We start from the raw sequence: 16,519 nt of genomic DNA, 5'->3' as shown, positions 1-16,519 counted from the left end.
GCAGGAGACGGGAGACCGTCCGTGCCGCGGCGTTCCGCTGCGCCCACCTCCTCGCGGGGCGGAGGGGCGGAACGATCAGTCGGAGGAGCCGGGCCCGGTCCGTCGGGCAGCGGACTCCGCGGGAGCATCGGGCCGCACGACGGGAGCGTCCGGCTCCGCGGCCGAAGCGTCCGGCTTCCCTGTCGCGGAATCGGGCTCCGCTTCCCGGGCATCCGCCCTCGCAGCCGGAGCACCCGCCTTGACCGCAGGAGCACCCGCCTTCACCCCAGGACCGTCCGGCTCGGCTGTCGGAGCACCCGCCTTCGCCGCAGGAGCGCCTGCCCTGGCGGCCGGAGCATCCGGCTTCGCCGCGGACGCCTCGGACGGCTTCTCCTCCGGCTTCGCCCCGACCACCCGCGCGAACGCCAGCGCCTGCGCGGCGGAGAGGTCGGGCAGATAGGCGCGACCCAGCGCGGCTCCGATCCGGGGCAGCTGCAGCGCGTCGGCGTAGGTCATCCAGAGGCCCGCGTAGCGCGGGTGGAACTTGGCCTTGAAGCGGAACAGCGACGTGAAGCCGTAGGCCGGCTCGAGAGTCCGCGAGAGGAACTCGAGCAGGCGCGAGAGGACCGTCGGCTCCGGAGGCTCCTCCCCCTCCTCGACCGGTGCGGTGGCGAGCGGTGCGCCCGAGAGCGAGAGGAACTCGGCGCCCTCCTCCTTGACGCGCAGCGCCGCGGAGGCGATGAGGAACTCCATGATGCCGGGCATCGAGTCGTCGGAGCGGCGCATGAAGTCGAGGGTCCAGCCGACCACGCGCCCCTCCCGATGCACGGGCAGCCAGCTCGTCACCCCCTGCAGCACGCCGTCCGGTCCGACCGCGAGCAGGAGGGCGACGTCGGGATCGCGGACCTCGTCGATCCCACCGAGGGTGAAGCCCATCTCGGGCAGCGCCTTCTCGGCGACCCAGCGCTCCGACAGGTCGACGATCTGGTTGGCCATGCCGAGGGAGAGCTCGGGCCAGCTGGTCCACTGCGCCTCGATGCCCAGCTTGATGCCGCGCGTGAGCGGGTAGCGCACCTTCTGCCACCGCTTGCCGGTGAGCTCGAAGGAGGAGAGCTCGATGATCGTCTCCTCGCCGACCGAGAGGCGCGACCAGCCGAGCCGGTCGAAGACGGGGAGCAGCTCGTCGTGGATGCTGTAGAAGACGGGCGTCCAGCTGCGCTCGTCGCAGAAACGCACGAACTCGGCCACGACGTCCTCCCGCCGCTCGGGAGCGCAGGCCGGGTCGGAGAGGGTGATCGCCACGCCGCCGATCACCCGGTAGGCGACTCCGCCGGTCCCGTCGGCCGAGATCCAGTGCGCGTTGCCCTCCCAGGTCCCCTGATGGCCGAGGCTGCCGGCGCCGTGCAGGGACAGGAGCGCGCGGTACCGCGCCTCGTCGCCGCGGTTCCGCTGCACGTCGGTGGCCCGGAGCAGGGCGACCACCGCGACGACGACCACGAGCCAGAACACCGGGCCGACCCACTCGAAGACGATCCGCGCGACGGGCTCCCGCGGCACGGCGAGCAGTCCGGCGCCGCCGAGGAAGCTCACCGGGACGAAGCGCAGCAGCCCGTCCAGGAGGAGTCTCCCGAGGCCCAGGAGCGGCTCGAAGCTCGTGCGCACGCCGGCCGAGAGCGCCAGGTAGCCGCCGAGGGACACGACGAAGGCGATGGCGACGACCCGCGTCCAGAGCCTCGCGGCGGCACGGGGCGCGCGGATGCGGAAGTGCCTCCTCCCGAACACGAGCATCGCCACGACGGCCAGCGGCACCAGCACCGTCGTCGCCACCCAGAGCAGGTACTCGGCGTAGTACAGGAACTCGGGGTGACGGGCGGCGCGCTGGAGGGAGAAGACCTCCAGGATCGCGATCGCGATGTTCACCCCGACCGCCAGCAGCAGGCCCAAGCGGCGCCCGGAGCGCAGGCCGTAGGCGGCGACGAGCAGGAGGAGGAGCGGGACGAACGTCAGCAGGATCGGCCCGGGGGCGACCAGGCTCAGCTTCACGTGGTGCGCGCAGTGCCGGAGGGCGCGGCTGCACGGGTCCTCGAGGTCCGTCGTCCCCGTGAAGGCGCTCTGCAGCAGTCGGCCGAGGAACGAGAACGGACCGTAGCCCGAGTCCGAGAGGACGGCGACGAGCGGACCGATCGCGGTGACGACGACGACCGCCGCCAGCAGCCCCCGGGACTCGCGGTGCGAGCTCGGCGCCGGACGCTGCGGACGCAGCCCCGCCGCTCCCCGCGCGAGCACCGCGCCGAGCACGAGCCCCGCGCCGCCCGCGAGGAGCCGGTACGCGTCGGCGGAGTCGCCCGCGTAGAGAACGAACATCAGCACGACGGCGAAGACGGTCACCCGGAGCCTGCGACGCCACAGAGCGCCCATGAAGGCGGTCGAGCCGATGAGGGCGCCGACCGCGCCGATCAGCGGGTCGAAGGTGTGGTCGCCGACGGTGTCGCCCGCCCACCACTCCCCGACGAGAGCGCCGATCGACTGCACGGAGGACCCGACGACGATCCCGACGGCGCCGGTCACGAGGAAGGCGAGGAGGGTGCGGGCCGAGCCGAGGCGGCGCTCCGCGGCGAGGAGCATCGGGAGCACCAGCACGACGTCCAGGAGCAGCTGCAGCGGGTCCGCCGCGATCAGGAGGGCGGTCACGGCCGTCCACGGACGGCCGTCGAGGGTCGTCATCGGGCCCGCCGCCCACCAGGCCGTCGTCTCGGCTCCCGCGGGGGCGACGAGCGTCCCCGTGATCGCGCTCGCGGCCAGGAGGACCAGGACGACCGAGACGGCCGCCGGCGACCTCCGGACCAGCAGACGCAGGGGGCGCAGCGCCGCGGCACCGCTCCTCGGGAACCACGTCGGCATGCGGGGACGCTCCTGTTCGCAACGGACGGACGACGCTCCGGCGGCATCCGGCGTCAGCATAGCCATGCCCCGCCGACCGGCGCCGTGAACGGCATGCGATAGCGTCGCGGGATGACCGCCTCCGACTCCGCACCCGCCGTCGTCATCTCCACCCCCGGCCTCGACGCCGCCGAGATCGCCGCCGTCACGGCCGTCGTCACCGCACTGACCTCTCGCACCGAGGCCGAGCCGGAGACCCCGCAGGAGCTCAGCGGGGGCTGGAACGACCGCGCCGCGGCGGTCCGCGGGCCGCTGCGGCCGGCACCCGGAGCGTGGCGCTCCTTCTCCGGCTGAGCGGACTCGCAGACGCAGCCCGTCGGGGAACGAGCGATCCGCGACGCGGAACGTGAAATTTGTCCCCCGATTAGTCCCCTAAAGTGCTGACTATGCGCCTCCTGGCGGAGCGAGCACACTAGTGGACGTACGGTGCTCCTCCTTCGGAAGGGGCACCGCCAATCACTCGCCGACCAGGGTAAGCAGGCGGGTGTGTTGGGGGCGAGTGAGGGTAATATTCGGGTTGTTACCCTCACTCGGGGTTTGACGGCGGGCCGGGCCCCCTCTTCGGAGGAGTGGACGGCCCGCCGCACTCCGTTAACGGGCTCTTCTCATCACGCGCTGTGCGCTCGACGGGCCCTGCTCGTGAAAGCTCTGCTCACCATCGTGCCGCGCCGACGATCGGTCCGCTCCGAGAGACCGGGCGCGCCGAGACTTGAGCCGTGCTGAGAGCCGGAGCGTACCGCCCGCGGCACCGATCCGACATCCGCACGCCCTCCGGGGGGGGTCGCCGCCGGTCGCTGCGCAGGCGGACGGCCGCGCCGTCCCGCGCGCTCTCCGCCGCTCAGACGTCCCGTCCGCCGACGCCGTCGCGCCGGATCTCGACCCAGGCGTCGACCTCGTCCCCCGCGTCGTCGGAGCCGAGGGCGCCCGCGCTGCCGTCGCCGGCCGTCCGCAGGCCCACGACCGTGACGGCTGACGCCGAGTCGGCCGACGCGGTGCGCACCACCACGCGGTCGACCTCCTCGCGGATCCCGCTCAGAGCCTGGGCGAGCTCCCCCAGCACCCGTCGGCTCTCGCCCTCGGAGGTGCGGTCGAGGCCGCCGTCGTCGAGCACCGAGACGGTCACCCCCCGCCGCCGCGCGTCGAGCACGAGACGCCGCACCTCGTCGTCCAGCAGCCGCCGGCCGCGGATCTCGTCGCGCACGGCCGCCTCGAGCAGCCGGCACTCGCGCCGCTCCTCGTCGGTGAGGCCCGGTCCCGGCTCGGCGATGCGCAGCAGCATGTCGGCGGCGAGGGCACGGGTCTGCTCCAGCCGGACCTCGCGCTCCGTGAGGTGCGCCTCCTCCGCGGCCCGCCACGACGCGGCCGCGCGCTCGGCCGCCTCGAGCACGCGCGCCTCGGAGCCCGCGCGCCCGAGCTCGACGATGAGCAGCTGCGCGATCGCGACCCAGGCGATCCCCCCGACGACGCCGAGAGTGGCCAGCGCGGCCGGGCCGGCCCAGAACACGGTGTGCACGATCAGGAAGCCGACGCCGACCCAGGCGCAGGCCGCGCGCCGGCGGGCGCACACGATCGTCATGAGGGTGCCGACCGCGGCGATGTACCAGGTGGAGTAGCCGTTGGAGGCACCCGGATCGAGCGAGGGCGCGACCAGCAGCGGCAGAGCGACGGCGACCGCGGTCATCCCGACCGCGACGGGCAGGGCGAGCCGGGTCGTCGCTCCCGGCCAGAGGGCGACGACGGTCGCCGCGACGTACAGCGCGACCGCGACGAGGTCGGCCGGCGTGGCCGGGGAGATGCGGAAGGAGAAGAAGGCGAGCACCACGTGGTACAGCGAGAAGCCGGCGCCGAGCGCGTGGAGCAGGGGGCGCGGGTAGGCGATCACGGCCCTCCTCCCGCGTCCGCCCGCCAGGAGAGGACGACACGGGTGCCCTCGCCCGGAGTCGAGTCGACCCGCGCCGATCCCCGCGCGTTGTGCACCCGCTCGAGGATGGAGAGCCGGATGCCCAGCCGCTCGCGCGGGACGTCGGCGAGCCGGAAGCCGCGGCCGTCGTCCTCCACCACGACCTCCACCGCGCCGTCGCCCAGCAGCCCGTGCACGGCGCGGTGGACGCTGCCGCTCGGACCCGCGTGCTGAACGCTGTTGGCGAGCGCCTGCCAGACCGCGCCGAGCAGCGCCTCGGCCACCGGGCGCGGCAGCGTCGTCGCGCGCGGATCCACTCCGTCGGCCGTCGCGACTGCGATCTCGGTCCCGAAGGTGGACGCCGCGTGGGCGAGCTGGCGCTGCAGGAGCTCGAGCGGGACCAGCCCCTCGGGTGGCTCCGGCTCGTGGTCGGGCAGCAGCACGGCGAGGGTGCGCTGCGCCATCGAGGAGACCAGCGCACGCTCGGCCGGCGACTCGGCGGAGGCGGCGGAGAGCAGCGTCGCGAGCACGTTGTCGTGCACCAGGGCGTCGACCTCGACCCGCTCCACCTCGCCGGCGTGCTGGCGCATCGCCGCCTCGTACTGCTCCATGGCCGTCGTCTGCGCGCGATCGATCTGGTCGGCCGACTGCCGGAGCACGGTGATCAGCACCAGCATCACGAAGCCGACGATGCCCACGTAGGCGGCGTCGAGGATCGCGCGGGTCGGCTCCGCCCCGCCGCCGGAGGGGAGGACGCGCAGCAGCCCGAACAGCACGGTCGTCACCGACACGTACGCGATCGCGATCCGGAGGGGAGCCGCGATCGTGCAGAAGGCGGTGCCGATGGTCAGCAGGTACCAGATCCACGGGGTCTCGCGGTTCGCGCCCCCGGTGGCGACGGCGGCCGGCCAGGTCAGGAGGGCCACGAGGACACCGACCGCGACCAGGACCGCCGTGATCCGCGTGCCGCGCCGCAGCACGGCGGTGACCACGGCGGCGGTGAGCGATCCGAAGACCAGCACCAGCACCGGCCAGGCCACCTCGGGGCGCAGCAGGGGCAGCTGGGCGAGGATCGGCGGGACGGTCTGCACGCCGAAGCCGAAGCCGAAGAACGACACGACCGTGCTGATGATCCGGTCGATCCGCTCGCGCCCGGCGTTGCGGCGGGCGATCGGCGCCTCAGCGCCCGCCATCGCCGTCGTCCGGGTCGATGCCCGGCAGGATGCCGTCCTCCACCGCGCGCCGCAGCAGATCGACCTTCGTCGGGGCGGGACGGCCGATCTCGACGTATTTGTCGCGGATCCGGTCGAGGTACTCCTTCGCCGTCGACACCGAGATCTGCAGCCGCTCGGCCACCAGCTTCAGCGGCAGCCCCGAGGCGTAGAGGTGCAGGACGTCGCGCTCGCGACGACCGAGCACGGCCCGCGCGAAGTCGTCGTCGGCGTCGATGGCCGAGGCCCACTCCAGATTGTTGAGGACCTCGCCGCGGGCGACCGTGCGGATCGCGGCGACGACCGTCGACATGGGCGAGGACTTCGGGATGACGCCGGCCGCTCCCGCGGCGAGCGCCTCCCGCACGGCCACGACGCGGTCGGCGATGCTGTGGACGAGGACGGCGGAGCCGCGCACCTGCCCCCACTTGACGTTGCTGGTGATGCTCGAGCCGTCGTTCAGGGACAGGTCGAGGACGAGCACCTCGATCTCGGCGCCGCCGATCGTGCTCTCGAGGGCCTGGACGGTCTCGGCGGCGGCGACCACCTGCATCCCCGCGCTCTCGACGGCGGCGGCCACGCCCAGGCGCACCGACTCGTGGTCGTCCACGATCGCCACGCGCACGCGCGGGGCCTCGGCTGCGTCGACGTGGGGCTCCATCCCGCCCATGGTACGCAGGCGCGGGCCCGCGGTCAGTCCTCTCGGCGGACCAGTCGCGCAACGGCCTCCACGTGGGAGGTGTGCGGGAAGAGGTCGAAGCCCTCGAGGCGCTCGAGCTCGTAGCCGGCCCCGGTCAGGGCGCCCACGTCGCGGGCGAGCGCGACCGGGTCGCAGGCGACGTAGACGAGCTGCGCCGGCCGCAGCTCCGCCAGAGCGTCGGTGACCGCTCGGCCGGCGCCCGAGCGCGGCGGGTCGAGGACCACGGTCGCCGCGCGCCACCGCGCCCGCTCGCGCGCATCGGCCTGGGCGACGACGTCGCGGAGGTAGCGGTCGACGCGGGCGGTCACCGCGCGGGCGCCGACCTGGTCGGCCAGGTTCTCGAGCGCGTGTTCGGTGGCGCGGGAGTCGCTCTCGACGCTGGTCACGCGCACTCCGGCGCCGAGGCGGTCGGCCAGCGCCGCGGCGAGCAGGCCCACCCCGCCGTAGAGGTCGTGGTTGGCGGCCGACGGGTCCGCCGCGTCCGCGTCGACGGCGGCCTGCACGGCCTCGAAGAGCGCGGCGGCGGCTCCGCGGTGCACCTGCCAGAAGCCGGTGCGGTCGACCCGGAAGGTGCGGTCGGCGACGAATTCGCTCACCACCGTGCGGTCGCGGCGGGCGCGCTTGTCGGAGGGGTCGTGCACGAGCACCGCGGCTCCCTCGGACCCGGCCGCGTCGACGAGGTCGACCACCGAGCCGGGAGCGAGGCGCTCGCCGAGCGGTGCGGCCAGGGAGGAATCGGCGGTCGCGAGGGGCAGCGACTCCACGGTGACGACGTGGTGGCTGCGTGCCGCGTAGGGGCCGACCCGTCCGTCGTCGTCGACGTGGAGGCGGTTCCGCGTGCGCCAGCCGAGGCCGCCGGACGCGTCGTCCCCGCCGATCGGCGCGACCTCCACCTCGATCTCGCGACGGGCGAAGCGGGAGAAGGAGTCGACGAGCACGAGGCGCTTCAGCTCGCGCTGGTAGGCCAGGTCGGCGTGGCCGAGCTCGGCGCCGCCGACGCGCTCCTCCGGGCGGCGGTCGAGGGCGGCCTCGGGCCAGACGTGCTCCACCCGGTGCTCGGACGCCTCGAGCACCTCGAGCGCCTCGGCACGCCAGAAGCTGTCGTGCCGGACCTCGCTGATCCGCGCCCGCACGCGCTCGCCGGGGAGGACGTCCGGGACGAAGACGACGCGGCCCTCGTGCCGGGCGACGAACACGCCGCCGTGGGCGACGTTGCTAATGTCGAGCTCGATCTCGGTCCCGAGTGCGTCGTCGGCCCCGTCGGGGCGGGCGGATGCTCGGGACGGGGTCTGTGCCATCCGTCGAGCATCCCACAGCGTGGGCCCGGCCGCAGGGAGCCCTCGTGCGCCTCTACCTCGCCTCCACCTCCCCCGCGCGCCTCGCGCTGCTGCGGGCCTCCGGGATCGAGCCCGTCGTCGTCCCCTCCGAGGTGGACGAGCCCGCGGCCGTCGCCCGGGCCGAGCAGGAGCGGGGCGCGGCGCTGGACGCGGACGCCACCGTCTCGCTGCTCGCCCGCGCCAAGGCGCACGCCGTCCTGCGCCCGGACATCGACGGTCTGGTGCTCGGCGGCGACTCCGCGTTTGTCCTCGACGGGGTCGTCCACGGCAAGCCGCACGAGCCGGAGCGGGCGCGGGAGCGCTGGCGCGCCCAGCGCGGTCGCACCGGCCGCCTCCACTCCGGCCACTGGCTCGTCGACCACCGCGGCGGGAGGATCGTCGCCGAGGCCGGAGCGGTCACCTCCGCCGCCGTCACGTTCGCCGACGACATCGACGACGCCGAGATCGACGCCTACGTCGCCACCGGCGAGCCCCTCGAGGTGGCCGGCGCCTTCACCATCGACGGCCGCGGCGCCGGCTTCATCACCGCGATCGAGGGCGACCCCTCGACGGTGATCGGGATGTCGGTGCCGACCCTCCGCACTCTGGTGCGGAGCCTCGGCGTCGACTGGACCGCGCTCTGGAACCGCTGAGGCCCGTCCCGCCCTTGTGAGGAACCGACGAAGGCCCTCCGCTTCTTTGTGGTGAGCCGCGCCGGGCCGGGCGGAGCCGCCCCCTAGGGTTGGGGACCATGCCGAAGATTACGAAGGTGCTCGTCGCCAACCGGGGCGAGATCGCCGTCCGAGTCATCCGCGCCGCCCGCGACAGCGGGATCGCCTCCGTGGCCGTCTACGCCGACCAGGACCGCGACGCCGTGCACAGCCGCCTCGCCGACGAGGCCTACGCCCTCGGCGGGACGACCAGCGCCGAGACCTACCTCGTCATCGACAAGCTGCTCTCGGTGGCCCGCCGCTCCGGTGCCGACGCCGTGCACCCCGGCTACGGCTTCCTCGCCGAGAACGCCGACTTCGCCCGCGCCGTCATCGACGCCGGCCTGATCTGGATCGGCCCCGGCCCCGAGGCCATCGAGCGCCTCGGCGACAAGGTCTCGGCCCGCCACGTCGCCGAGAAGGTCGGCGCGCCGCTGGCCCCGGGAACCCTCAACCCCGTCTCCGGCGCCGCCGAGGTGCTCGAGTTCGTGGACCAGTACGGCCTCCCCGTCGCGATCAAGGCGGCCTTCGGCGGCGGCGGTCGCGGCCTCAAGGTCGCCCGCGAGCGCGACGAGGTCGAGGAGCTGTTCGCCTCCGCCACGCGCGAGGCCGTCGCCGCCTTCGGCCGCGGCGAGTGCTTCGTCGAGAAGTACCTCGACCAGCCGCGCCACGTCGAGACCCAGTGCCTGGCCGACGCGCACGGCAACGTCGTCGTGGTCTCCACCCGCGACTGCTCCCTCCAGCGCCGCCACCAGAAGCTCGTCGAGGAGGCGCCCGCGCCGTTCCTGACGGATGCGCAGAACACCGAGCTCTACCGCGCCTCGAAGGCGATCCTGCAGGAGGTCGGCTACCTCGGCGCCGGGACCTGCGAGTTCCTGATCGGCAAGGACGGCACGGTGTCCTTCCTCGAGGTGAACACCCGCCTCCAGGTCGAGCACCCCGTGTCGGAGGAGATCACCGGCATCGACCTCGTGCGCGAGCAGTTCCGCCTCGCCGAGGGCGGCGTGCTCGACTACGACGACCCGGAGCCCCGCGGCCACTCCTTCGAGTTCCGCATCAACGGCGAGGACGCGGGCCGCGGCTTCCTCCCCGCTCCGGGCCCGGTGCACGTCTTCAAGGCCCCCGGCGGACCCGGCGTCCGCGTCGACTCCGGCGTCGTCGCCGGCGACGTGATCTCCGGCTCCTTCGACTCGCTCCTCGCGAAGCTGATCGTCACCGGCGACAGCCGCGAGCAGGCGCTGGAGCGCTCGCGCCGCGCCCTCGCCGAGTTCGAGGTCACCGGACTGCCGACAGTCCTCCCCTTCCACCGCGCGATCGTCGAGGACCCGGCCTTCGCCCCCGAGGGCGGCGCGCCCTTCACGATCTACACCCGCTGGATCGAGACCGAGTTCGAGAACACGATCCCGGCCTGGAGCGGCGAGCCCGGAGCGACCGACGAGCCGGCGGCCCGCCGGAACGTGGTCGTCGAGGTCGACGGGCGCCGCGTCGAGGTCACTCTCCCCGGCGACCTGGTCGGCTCGGGACCCGCCCGCGGGGCCGCTGCCGCCTCCCCGAAGCGCCGCGGCTCCTCCTCCGTCAGCACCGTCACGGGCGACTCCGTCGCCTCGCCCATGCAGGCCACCATCGTCAAGGTCGCCGTCGCCGAGGGCGACACGGTCGTCACCGGCGACCTGGTCGTCGTCCTCGAGGCGATGAAGATGGAGCAGCCGCTCACCGCCCACAAGGACGGCGTCGTGAAGGGCCTCGACGCGACGGCCGGAGCGACCGTCCCCGCGGGACACGTGCTCCTCCAGATCGTCTGAGCCCGTTCCGGGCCGCTCCCCGCGCGGCCCGGCGCGGTCGGCTCCTCGACGTGAGTGGTACCGCCGAGCGGGTCGCGTCGCGCTGCCGTCAATCGCTTCGCACGCGATTCCCGGTCGTGCGCTCTGCCGATGAAGGGCCGCACCCCGCGCGGCCCGGCGGAGTGGCGCGTCAGGTGACGATGTGCATGGCGCGCGCGGCGTCCGAGATCGAGCCGGTGAGGCTCGGGTAGACGGTGAAGGCCCGCGCGACCTGGTCGACGGTCAGGCGGTGCTCCACGGCGAGGGCGAGCGGGAAGATCAGCTCGCTCGCCTTCGGAGCGACGATGACGCCTCCGATGACGGTGCCGGAGCCGGTGCGCGCGAACAGCTTGACGAAGCCGTCGCGGATGCCCATCATCTTCGCCCGCGGGTTCGCGGCGAGCGGGAGCTTGTAGATCTCGCCCTGCGCGATGCCCTCCTCGATCTCGCGCTGGCTCCACCCGACGGTCGCGATCTCGGGCTGCGTGAAGATGTTCGCCGCGACGTTGCGCACCTCGGTCGGGTTCACGGCGTCGCCCATCGCGTGGAACACGCCGGTGCGGCCCTGCATGGCGGCGACGGAGGCGAGCGGGAGGAACGTGGTGCAGTCCCCGGCCGCGTAGATCGAGGGGACGCTGGTGCGGGCGACGCGGTTGACGCGGATGTGCCCCGACTCCGTCAGCTGCACCCCCGCGTCCTCGAGGCCGATGCCCGCCGTGTTCGGCACGGAGCCGACGGCCATCAGGCAGTGCGAGCCCTCGACGACACGTCCGTCCGAGAGCACGGCCTGCACGCCCTTCTCGGTCCGCTCGACGCGGTCGGCGCGCGACTTCGAGAGCACGACCATGCCGTTGCGCTTGAAGACGTTCTCGATCACGGCGGCCGCGTCGGCGTCCTCGCCGGGCAGCACCTGGTCGCGGGAGGAGATGAGGGTCACGCGGGCGCCGAGCGCACGGTAGGCGGAGGCGAACTCCGCGCCGGTCACGCCGGAGCCCACCACGATCAGGTGCTCGGGGACGGACTTGAGGTTGTAGAGCTGGGTCCAGCTGAGGATGCGCTCGCCGTCGGGAGCCGCGGTCGGGAGCACACGGGGGCTGGCGCCCACCGAGACCACGATCGTGTCCGCCTCGATGCGGTCGAAGTCCATGCCCTCGCCGCCGGCCGCCGTGGAGACGATCAAGGCGTTCGAGCCGTCCAGGCGCCCGTCCCCCTGGACGATGCGCACGCCGTGGTGCACCAGGTTCGCGCGCATGTCCTCGGACTGCTGGCGCGCGAGCCCGAGCAGGCGCTTGTTCACCGTCGCCAGGTTGACCGCCACGTCCGGGCGCACCGGCTTGTTCTGCTCCGAGCGGGTGAAGAACTGCACGCCCAGGTCGGCGGCCTCGCCGATGGCGTTGGTGGCCTCCGCCGTCGCGATGAGCGACTTCGACGGGACGACGTCGGTGATGACGGCCGAGCCGCCCACTCCGACCCGCTCGACCAGGGTGACCTCAGCGCCGAGCTGCGCTCCCGCGATGGCGGCTTCGTAGCCGCCCGGCCCCCCTCCGAGTACAGCGATCCTCTGCGCGCGCTCGAACTCGTAAGCCATGCTTCCCATTGTCCTCTCTCACTGAGTGTTCGCCCAATCGCGGGGTGTCGGATCGGCCGCGGGAGTCGCCCTCCGCCGCCGCGCAGCCCGTCGGTAGGGTGGGAGGATGTCCGACCAGACCCTGCACCCGCTCGACGCCCCCGACGCCGATCCCTTCGAGATCGCGGCCCGCGCGGCCGCTCAGATCGCCGAGGCGACAGGGGTCGAGAAGCACGACATCGCCCTCACCCTCGGCAGCGGCTGGGGCAAGGCCGCCGACGCGATCGGCGAGACGACCGCGACGGTGGAGGCCACCGAGATCCTCGGCTTCTCCAAGCCGGCCGTGCACGGGCACGGCGGCACCCTGCGCTCCGTCCTGCTCCCCACCGGCAGGCGCGCGCTGATCATCGGCGCCCGCACCCACTACTACGAGGGCTACGGCGTGCGCCGCGTCGCGCACAGCGTCCGCACCGCCGCCGCGACGGGCGCGACGGTGATGATCCTCACCAACGGCGCGGGCGGCATCAAGGAGCACTGGACGCCCGGGACCCCCGTGCTGATCAGCGACCACATCAACCTCACCGCCGACTCGCCGCTCGAGGGCGCGACCTTCGTCGACCTCACCGACCTCTACTCCTCGCGCCTGCGCGACCTCGCCCGCGGGACGCGTCCTGAGCTGGACGAGGGCGTGTACGTGCAGTTCCGCGGGCCGCACTACGAGAGCCCGGCCGAGGTGCAGATGGCGAAGATCATCGGCGGCCACATCGTCGGCATGTCGACCGCCCTCGAGGCCATCGCCGCGCGCGAGGCGGGCATGGAGGTGCTGGGCATGTCGCTCATCACGAACCTCGCCGCCGGCATCCAGAAGACCCCCCTCAGCCACGAGGAGGTGCTCGAGGCCGGCCGCGACGCCGAGGACGACCTCGCCCGCCTGCTCGCCGGGATCACGGGCGCCCTGTGAGCGCCGACGTCCGGGAGCTCGCCGAGGCCTGGCTCGCCCAGGACCCCGACCCGGAGACGCGGGAGGAGCTGGTCGGCCTGCTGACCGCCTCCGACTCGGGCGACGCCTCCGCCCGCGCCGAGCTCGAGGACCGCTTCGGCGCCCGCCTGGCGTTCGGCACCGCGGGCCTGCGCGGCGCCATCGCGGCGGGATCCAACCGGATGAACCGCGTGCTGGTCTCGCAGGCCGCCGTCGGCCTGGCCGACTTCCTGCTGGCGCAGGGCGTCCAGCGGCCCGTGGTCGTGATCGGCTACGACGGCCGGAAGAACTCGCGCGTCTTCGCGGAGGACTCCGCCGCGCTGATGGCGGGCGCCGGCGTGGACGCGGTGCTGCTGCCCCGGCTCCTGCCCACCCCCGTGCTGGCCTTCGCCGTGCGCCACCTCGGCGCCGACGCCGGAGTGATGGTCACGGCGAGCCACAACCCGCCGCAGGACAACGGCTACAAGGTGTACCTCGGCGGCGCCGACGAGGGCTCGCAGATCGTGCCGCCGGTCGACTCCGAGATCGCCGAGCGGATCCTCGCGGTCGCGCGGGACCGGCGCGTTCCGGAGCTGCCGCGCGGCGAGTACCGGCTCGCGGACGAGTCCGTGGTCGCCGCCTACATCGAGGCGACGGCCGCCGTCGGCCGCCAGTCCGCTCCGCTGCGCATCGTCTACACGGCGATGCACGGGGTCGGCTGGGAGACGGCGCACCGGGTGCTCTCCGCGGCGGGATTCGACGAGCCGGCCGTCGTGGTCGAGCAGATCGAGCCCGACGCGGCGTTCCCCACGGTCGCGTTCCCCAACCCGGAGGAGGCGGGCGCCCTCGACCTCGCTTTCTCGACCGCGCGCTCCGGTCGCGCGCAGCTGATCGTGGCCAACGACCCGGACGCCGACCGCTTCGCCGCCGCCGTGCCCGACGCCTCCGCCCCGGAGGGCTTCCGGCGCCTCACCGGCAACGAGGTCGGAGCGCTGCTCGGCTGGCGCGCCGCCGAGCAGGCCCGCCGCGAGGGCCGCACCGGAGGAGCGCTCGCCTGCTCGATCGTCTCCTCCCCCGCCCTCGGTGCCGTGGCGGCCGACTACGGCCTCGACTTCGCCGAGACGCTCACGGGCTTTAAGTGGATCTCGCGCGTCCCCGACCTCGTCTTCGGCTACGAGGAGGCGCTCGGCTACCTGGTGAACCCCGGGACGGTCCGCGACAAGGACGGCGTCTCGGCCGCGCTCGCCTTCCTCTCCCTCGCGAGCGCGCTCGCCGCCGAGGAGCGCACGATCGACGACGAGCTGGAGTCGTTCGCCGAGCGGTTCGGGCTCTTCGGATCGGAGCAGATCTCGCTCCGCGTCACCGACCTCTCCGAGATCGGCCGGATCATGGCCGGACTGCGCGCGACGCCTCCGACCGCGATCGGCGGGCTCGCCGTCGAGCGGAGCGAGGACCTGCTCGCCGAGGGCGGCGCGCTGCCCCCGACCGACGCGCTCCGCTTCTCCCTGGACGGTGCCCGTCTCATCGCGCGCCCGAGCGGCACGGAGCCGAAGGTCAAGCTCTACCTCGACGCCTGGTCGCACGACTCCGACGCCGACGCCCGCCGGTCGGCCGTCTCGTCCCGCCTCGCCGCCCTGCGCACCGGCGCCGCGGAGCTCCTCGCGTAGGTCCCCCTCCGGTCAGCGGGGCGCGCGGACACCGATCCGCTCGCCCCGCTTCCAGAGCCACTCCACCGGACCGAGCTCGAACCGGCGCAGCCACAGGTGCGCCGCGAGCACGACGACCGCCGCGATGAGCAGGAACGCTCCGACGGTCGCCGGGACGCGCCACTGCGCGGCGGTCACCGCCAGCCCGAGTCCCCAGCCGTAGAAGAGGGCGCCGCCGAGCAGGTTCTGCAGGAGGTAGGCGCTCAGGGCGACCCGGCCGACCTCCCGCGCCCGGCGTGCCGCCCAGCCCTCGGCGCCCCGGCGGAGGCAGGCCTCGGCGAGGGCCGCGAGCAGGCCGAGCCCGACCAGGGGCGCGACGAGGTAGCGCTCGGCGAGCAGACCGGCGGCGCTCCCCCCGACGCCCAGCGCGAGGTCGACGGGGAGGGCGAGGGCGCCGAGGACCATCATGCGACGGCGGAGTGACGCGCCCTCGGCGGCGAGGACCCCCGCCCGATGGAGGCGCGCGCCGAGGAGGAACATCGCGAGGCTGAGGAGCCCGATGAGCACCGGCTCCGCACGGAAGACGCCCGCGTTCTGCAACCGGATGGCGGCGAGTCCGAGGAACGACGCGTCCGCGTAGGGGCTCCGGCCGGTCGGCCCCTGTCCGGCACCGTCCGGGCTCGCCGCCACGAGCGCCACGAGCGCCGAGATCAGGACGACGTGCAGAGCGCCGCAGACGAGGATCACGCGGCGCTGCGTCGTCGGCCGGGTGAGCAGCAGCCAGGCGACGACCGCTCCGGTGACGGCGTATCCCATGAGGACGTCGAACTCCGCGATCAGCACGTAGTTGACCGCGCCGTCCAGGAGGAGGAGCGTCGCGCGCCAGAGGTAGCGGCCCGGCCAGCGCGTCCCGCGCCGGACCGCGGAGGCGTGCTGGATCGCGAGGCCCACCCCGAAGGCGAGGGAGAGGAGGGCGAGGAACTTGCCCTGCGCCAGCGCCATCAGCAGGAGCTGCGCAGTCCCGGCGGAGGAGGAGGTCTCCGGCGTCACCGGGACGGAGAGCAGTCCGAGCATCCCCCAGGGGTGGGAGAAGATCCAGATGTTCGTGCCGAGGGTCCCGATGATCGCGACACCGCGGACGACGTCCAGGGTCGCGATGCGGCGGCCGGCTCCGGCACGGGGTGGCAATACGGTCGTATTGGTCATGTCCGAGAGCGTAGCCTGCTCGAGCAGTCGAACGAGAGGGACGCCATGCCGGATCGGCGCGAGAGCAGGAGCGACATCCTCTCGGCGGTCGTCGCCGTCCTCTCGGCCCGCGGGGCGGAGCACCTCAGCATCCGTACCGTCGCGGCCGAGGCCGGCGTCTCAGTGGGGGCCGTCCAGCACCACTTCCCGACGAAGCAGGCGCTGCTGGCCGGCGCGATGGCCCGGGTCGAGGAGCGCTTCCGCGAGCGGATGCGGAGCCGCCTGGAGGCCGAACCCTCGGCCGAGGTGCGGCTGCGCGTCTTCTGCGACGAGATCGCGTGCGTCGCGGACGAGGACGTCCCCGACGCGATCGTGTGGACCGCCTTCGCCTCCCGCGCCGGCACCGATCCGGAGATCCGCGCGATCCACACCGCCGGCTGGTCGCGCACGGAGGACGTCGTCCTGGAGCTGCTGCGCGCCGCGCATCCCGCGGCGTCGTTCGGCGCCGACGACGCGGCGCTTCTCCTCGCAGTCCTCGACGGCATCGCGGTCTCCCGCGCGGCCGAGCGGCCCGCCCGCCTCTCCCC

Annotated in this window: 13 protein-coding genes; 6 read left to right on the top strand and 7 right to left on the bottom strand. The window is 73.9% G+C overall.

Features of this window, described 5'->3' with window-relative positions; translation table 11 throughout:
* Positions 1-75: 75 nt before the first annotated feature.
* On the bottom strand, positions 76-2,880 hold the full coding sequence (locus tag C5C35_RS01725) for a DUF2156 domain-containing protein (protein ID WP_181134939.1): 2,805 nt from the start codon (positions 2,878-2,880) through the stop codon (positions 76-78).
* Between the two features lie 111 nt (positions 2,881-2,991).
* Between C5C35_RS01725 and C5C35_RS01720 the strand changes: the two genes are divergently transcribed.
* The gene (locus tag C5C35_RS01720) at positions 2,992-3,213 is read left to right on the top strand and encodes an acyl-CoA carboxylase subunit epsilon (RefSeq protein ID WP_104223166.1); all 222 of its coding nucleotides are present in this window, start codon (positions 2,992-2,994) and stop codon (positions 3,211-3,213) included.
* 544 nt (positions 3,214-3,757) lie between these two features.
* Here the strand turns inward: C5C35_RS01720 and C5C35_RS01715 are convergent.
* Genes C5C35_RS01715 through C5C35_RS01700 form a run of 4 tightly spaced genes read right to left on the bottom strand, consistent with a single transcriptional unit; the run spans position 3,758 to position 8,028 of the window.
* A complete protein-coding gene (locus tag C5C35_RS01715) occupies positions 3,758-4,801 on the bottom strand; it encodes a hypothetical protein (protein ID WP_104262422.1) in 1,044 nt (347 codons plus the stop codon).
* A complete protein-coding gene (locus tag C5C35_RS01710; protein WP_104262421.1) occupies positions 4,798-6,012 on the bottom strand; it encodes a sensor histidine kinase in 1,215 nt (404 codons plus the stop codon). The genes C5C35_RS01715 and C5C35_RS01710 overlap by 4 nt, the downstream gene beginning before the upstream one ends.
* Entirely contained in the window at positions 5,999-6,700 is a 702-nt protein-coding gene (locus tag C5C35_RS01705) for a response regulator transcription factor (RefSeq protein ID WP_104223169.1), read from the bottom strand. The genes C5C35_RS01710 and C5C35_RS01705 overlap by 14 nt, the downstream gene beginning before the upstream one ends.
* 23 nt (positions 6,701-6,723) lie before the next feature.
* The gene (locus C5C35_RS01700) at positions 6,724-8,028 is read right to left on the bottom strand and encodes a class I SAM-dependent RNA methyltransferase (RefSeq protein ID WP_146083669.1); all 1,305 of its coding nucleotides are present in this window, start codon (positions 8,026-8,028) and stop codon (positions 6,724-6,726) included.
* 44 nt (positions 8,029-8,072) lie between these two features.
* Between C5C35_RS01700 and C5C35_RS01695 the strand changes: the two genes are divergently transcribed.
* Entirely contained in the window at positions 8,073-8,699 is a 627-nt protein-coding gene (locus C5C35_RS01695; protein ID WP_181027094.1) for a nucleoside triphosphate pyrophosphatase, read from the top strand.
* A gap of 98 nt (positions 8,700-8,797) precedes the next feature.
* Complete coding sequence (locus C5C35_RS01690) at positions 8,798-10,558, top strand: biotin carboxylase N-terminal domain-containing protein (protein ID WP_104262420.1); 1,761 nt, start codon at positions 8,798-8,800, stop codon at positions 10,556-10,558.
* Between the two features lie 169 nt (positions 10,559-10,727).
* Here C5C35_RS01690 and C5C35_RS01685 read toward each other — a convergent pair whose 3' ends face one another.
* On the bottom strand, positions 10,728-12,164 hold the full coding sequence (locus tag C5C35_RS01685) for an NAD(P)H-quinone dehydrogenase (protein WP_104223171.1): 1,437 nt from the start codon (positions 12,162-12,164) through the stop codon (positions 10,728-10,730).
* Between the two features lie 106 nt (positions 12,165-12,270).
* On the opposite strand from C5C35_RS01685, the gene C5C35_RS01680 reads away from it, so the two are divergent.
* A complete protein-coding gene (locus tag C5C35_RS01680) occupies positions 12,271-13,104 on the top strand; it encodes a purine-nucleoside phosphorylase (RefSeq protein WP_104238027.1) in 834 nt (277 codons plus the stop codon).
* Positions 13,101-14,768, top strand: a complete 1,668-nt coding sequence (locus C5C35_RS01675; RefSeq protein ID WP_104262419.1) for a phospho-sugar mutase — start codon at positions 13,101-13,103, stop codon at positions 14,766-14,768. Before C5C35_RS01680 ends, C5C35_RS01675 begins: the two co-directional genes overlap by 4 nt.
* Before the next feature lie 12 nt (positions 14,769-14,780).
* Here C5C35_RS01675 and C5C35_RS01670 read toward each other — a convergent pair whose 3' ends face one another.
* Positions 14,781-15,953, bottom strand: a complete 1,173-nt coding sequence (locus tag C5C35_RS01670) for a DUF418 domain-containing protein (RefSeq protein WP_104262418.1) — start codon at positions 15,951-15,953, stop codon at positions 14,781-14,783.
* A gap of 45 nt (positions 15,954-15,998) precedes the next feature.
* On the opposite strand from C5C35_RS01670, the gene C5C35_RS01665 reads away from it, so the two are divergent.
* Positions 15,999-16,519: TetR/AcrR family transcriptional regulator (locus C5C35_RS01665; RefSeq protein WP_104262417.1), on the top strand; the 521-nt coding region annotated here is incomplete at its 3' end.

It is taken from the genome of Rathayibacter sp. AY1F8 (assembly GCF_002932165.1).
Lineage (GTDB): Bacteria > Actinomycetota > Actinomycetes > Actinomycetales > Microbacteriaceae > Rathayibacter.
Note: the sequence above shows the minus strand (reverse complement) of the source record. Positions and strands in the feature narration are given on the sequence as shown.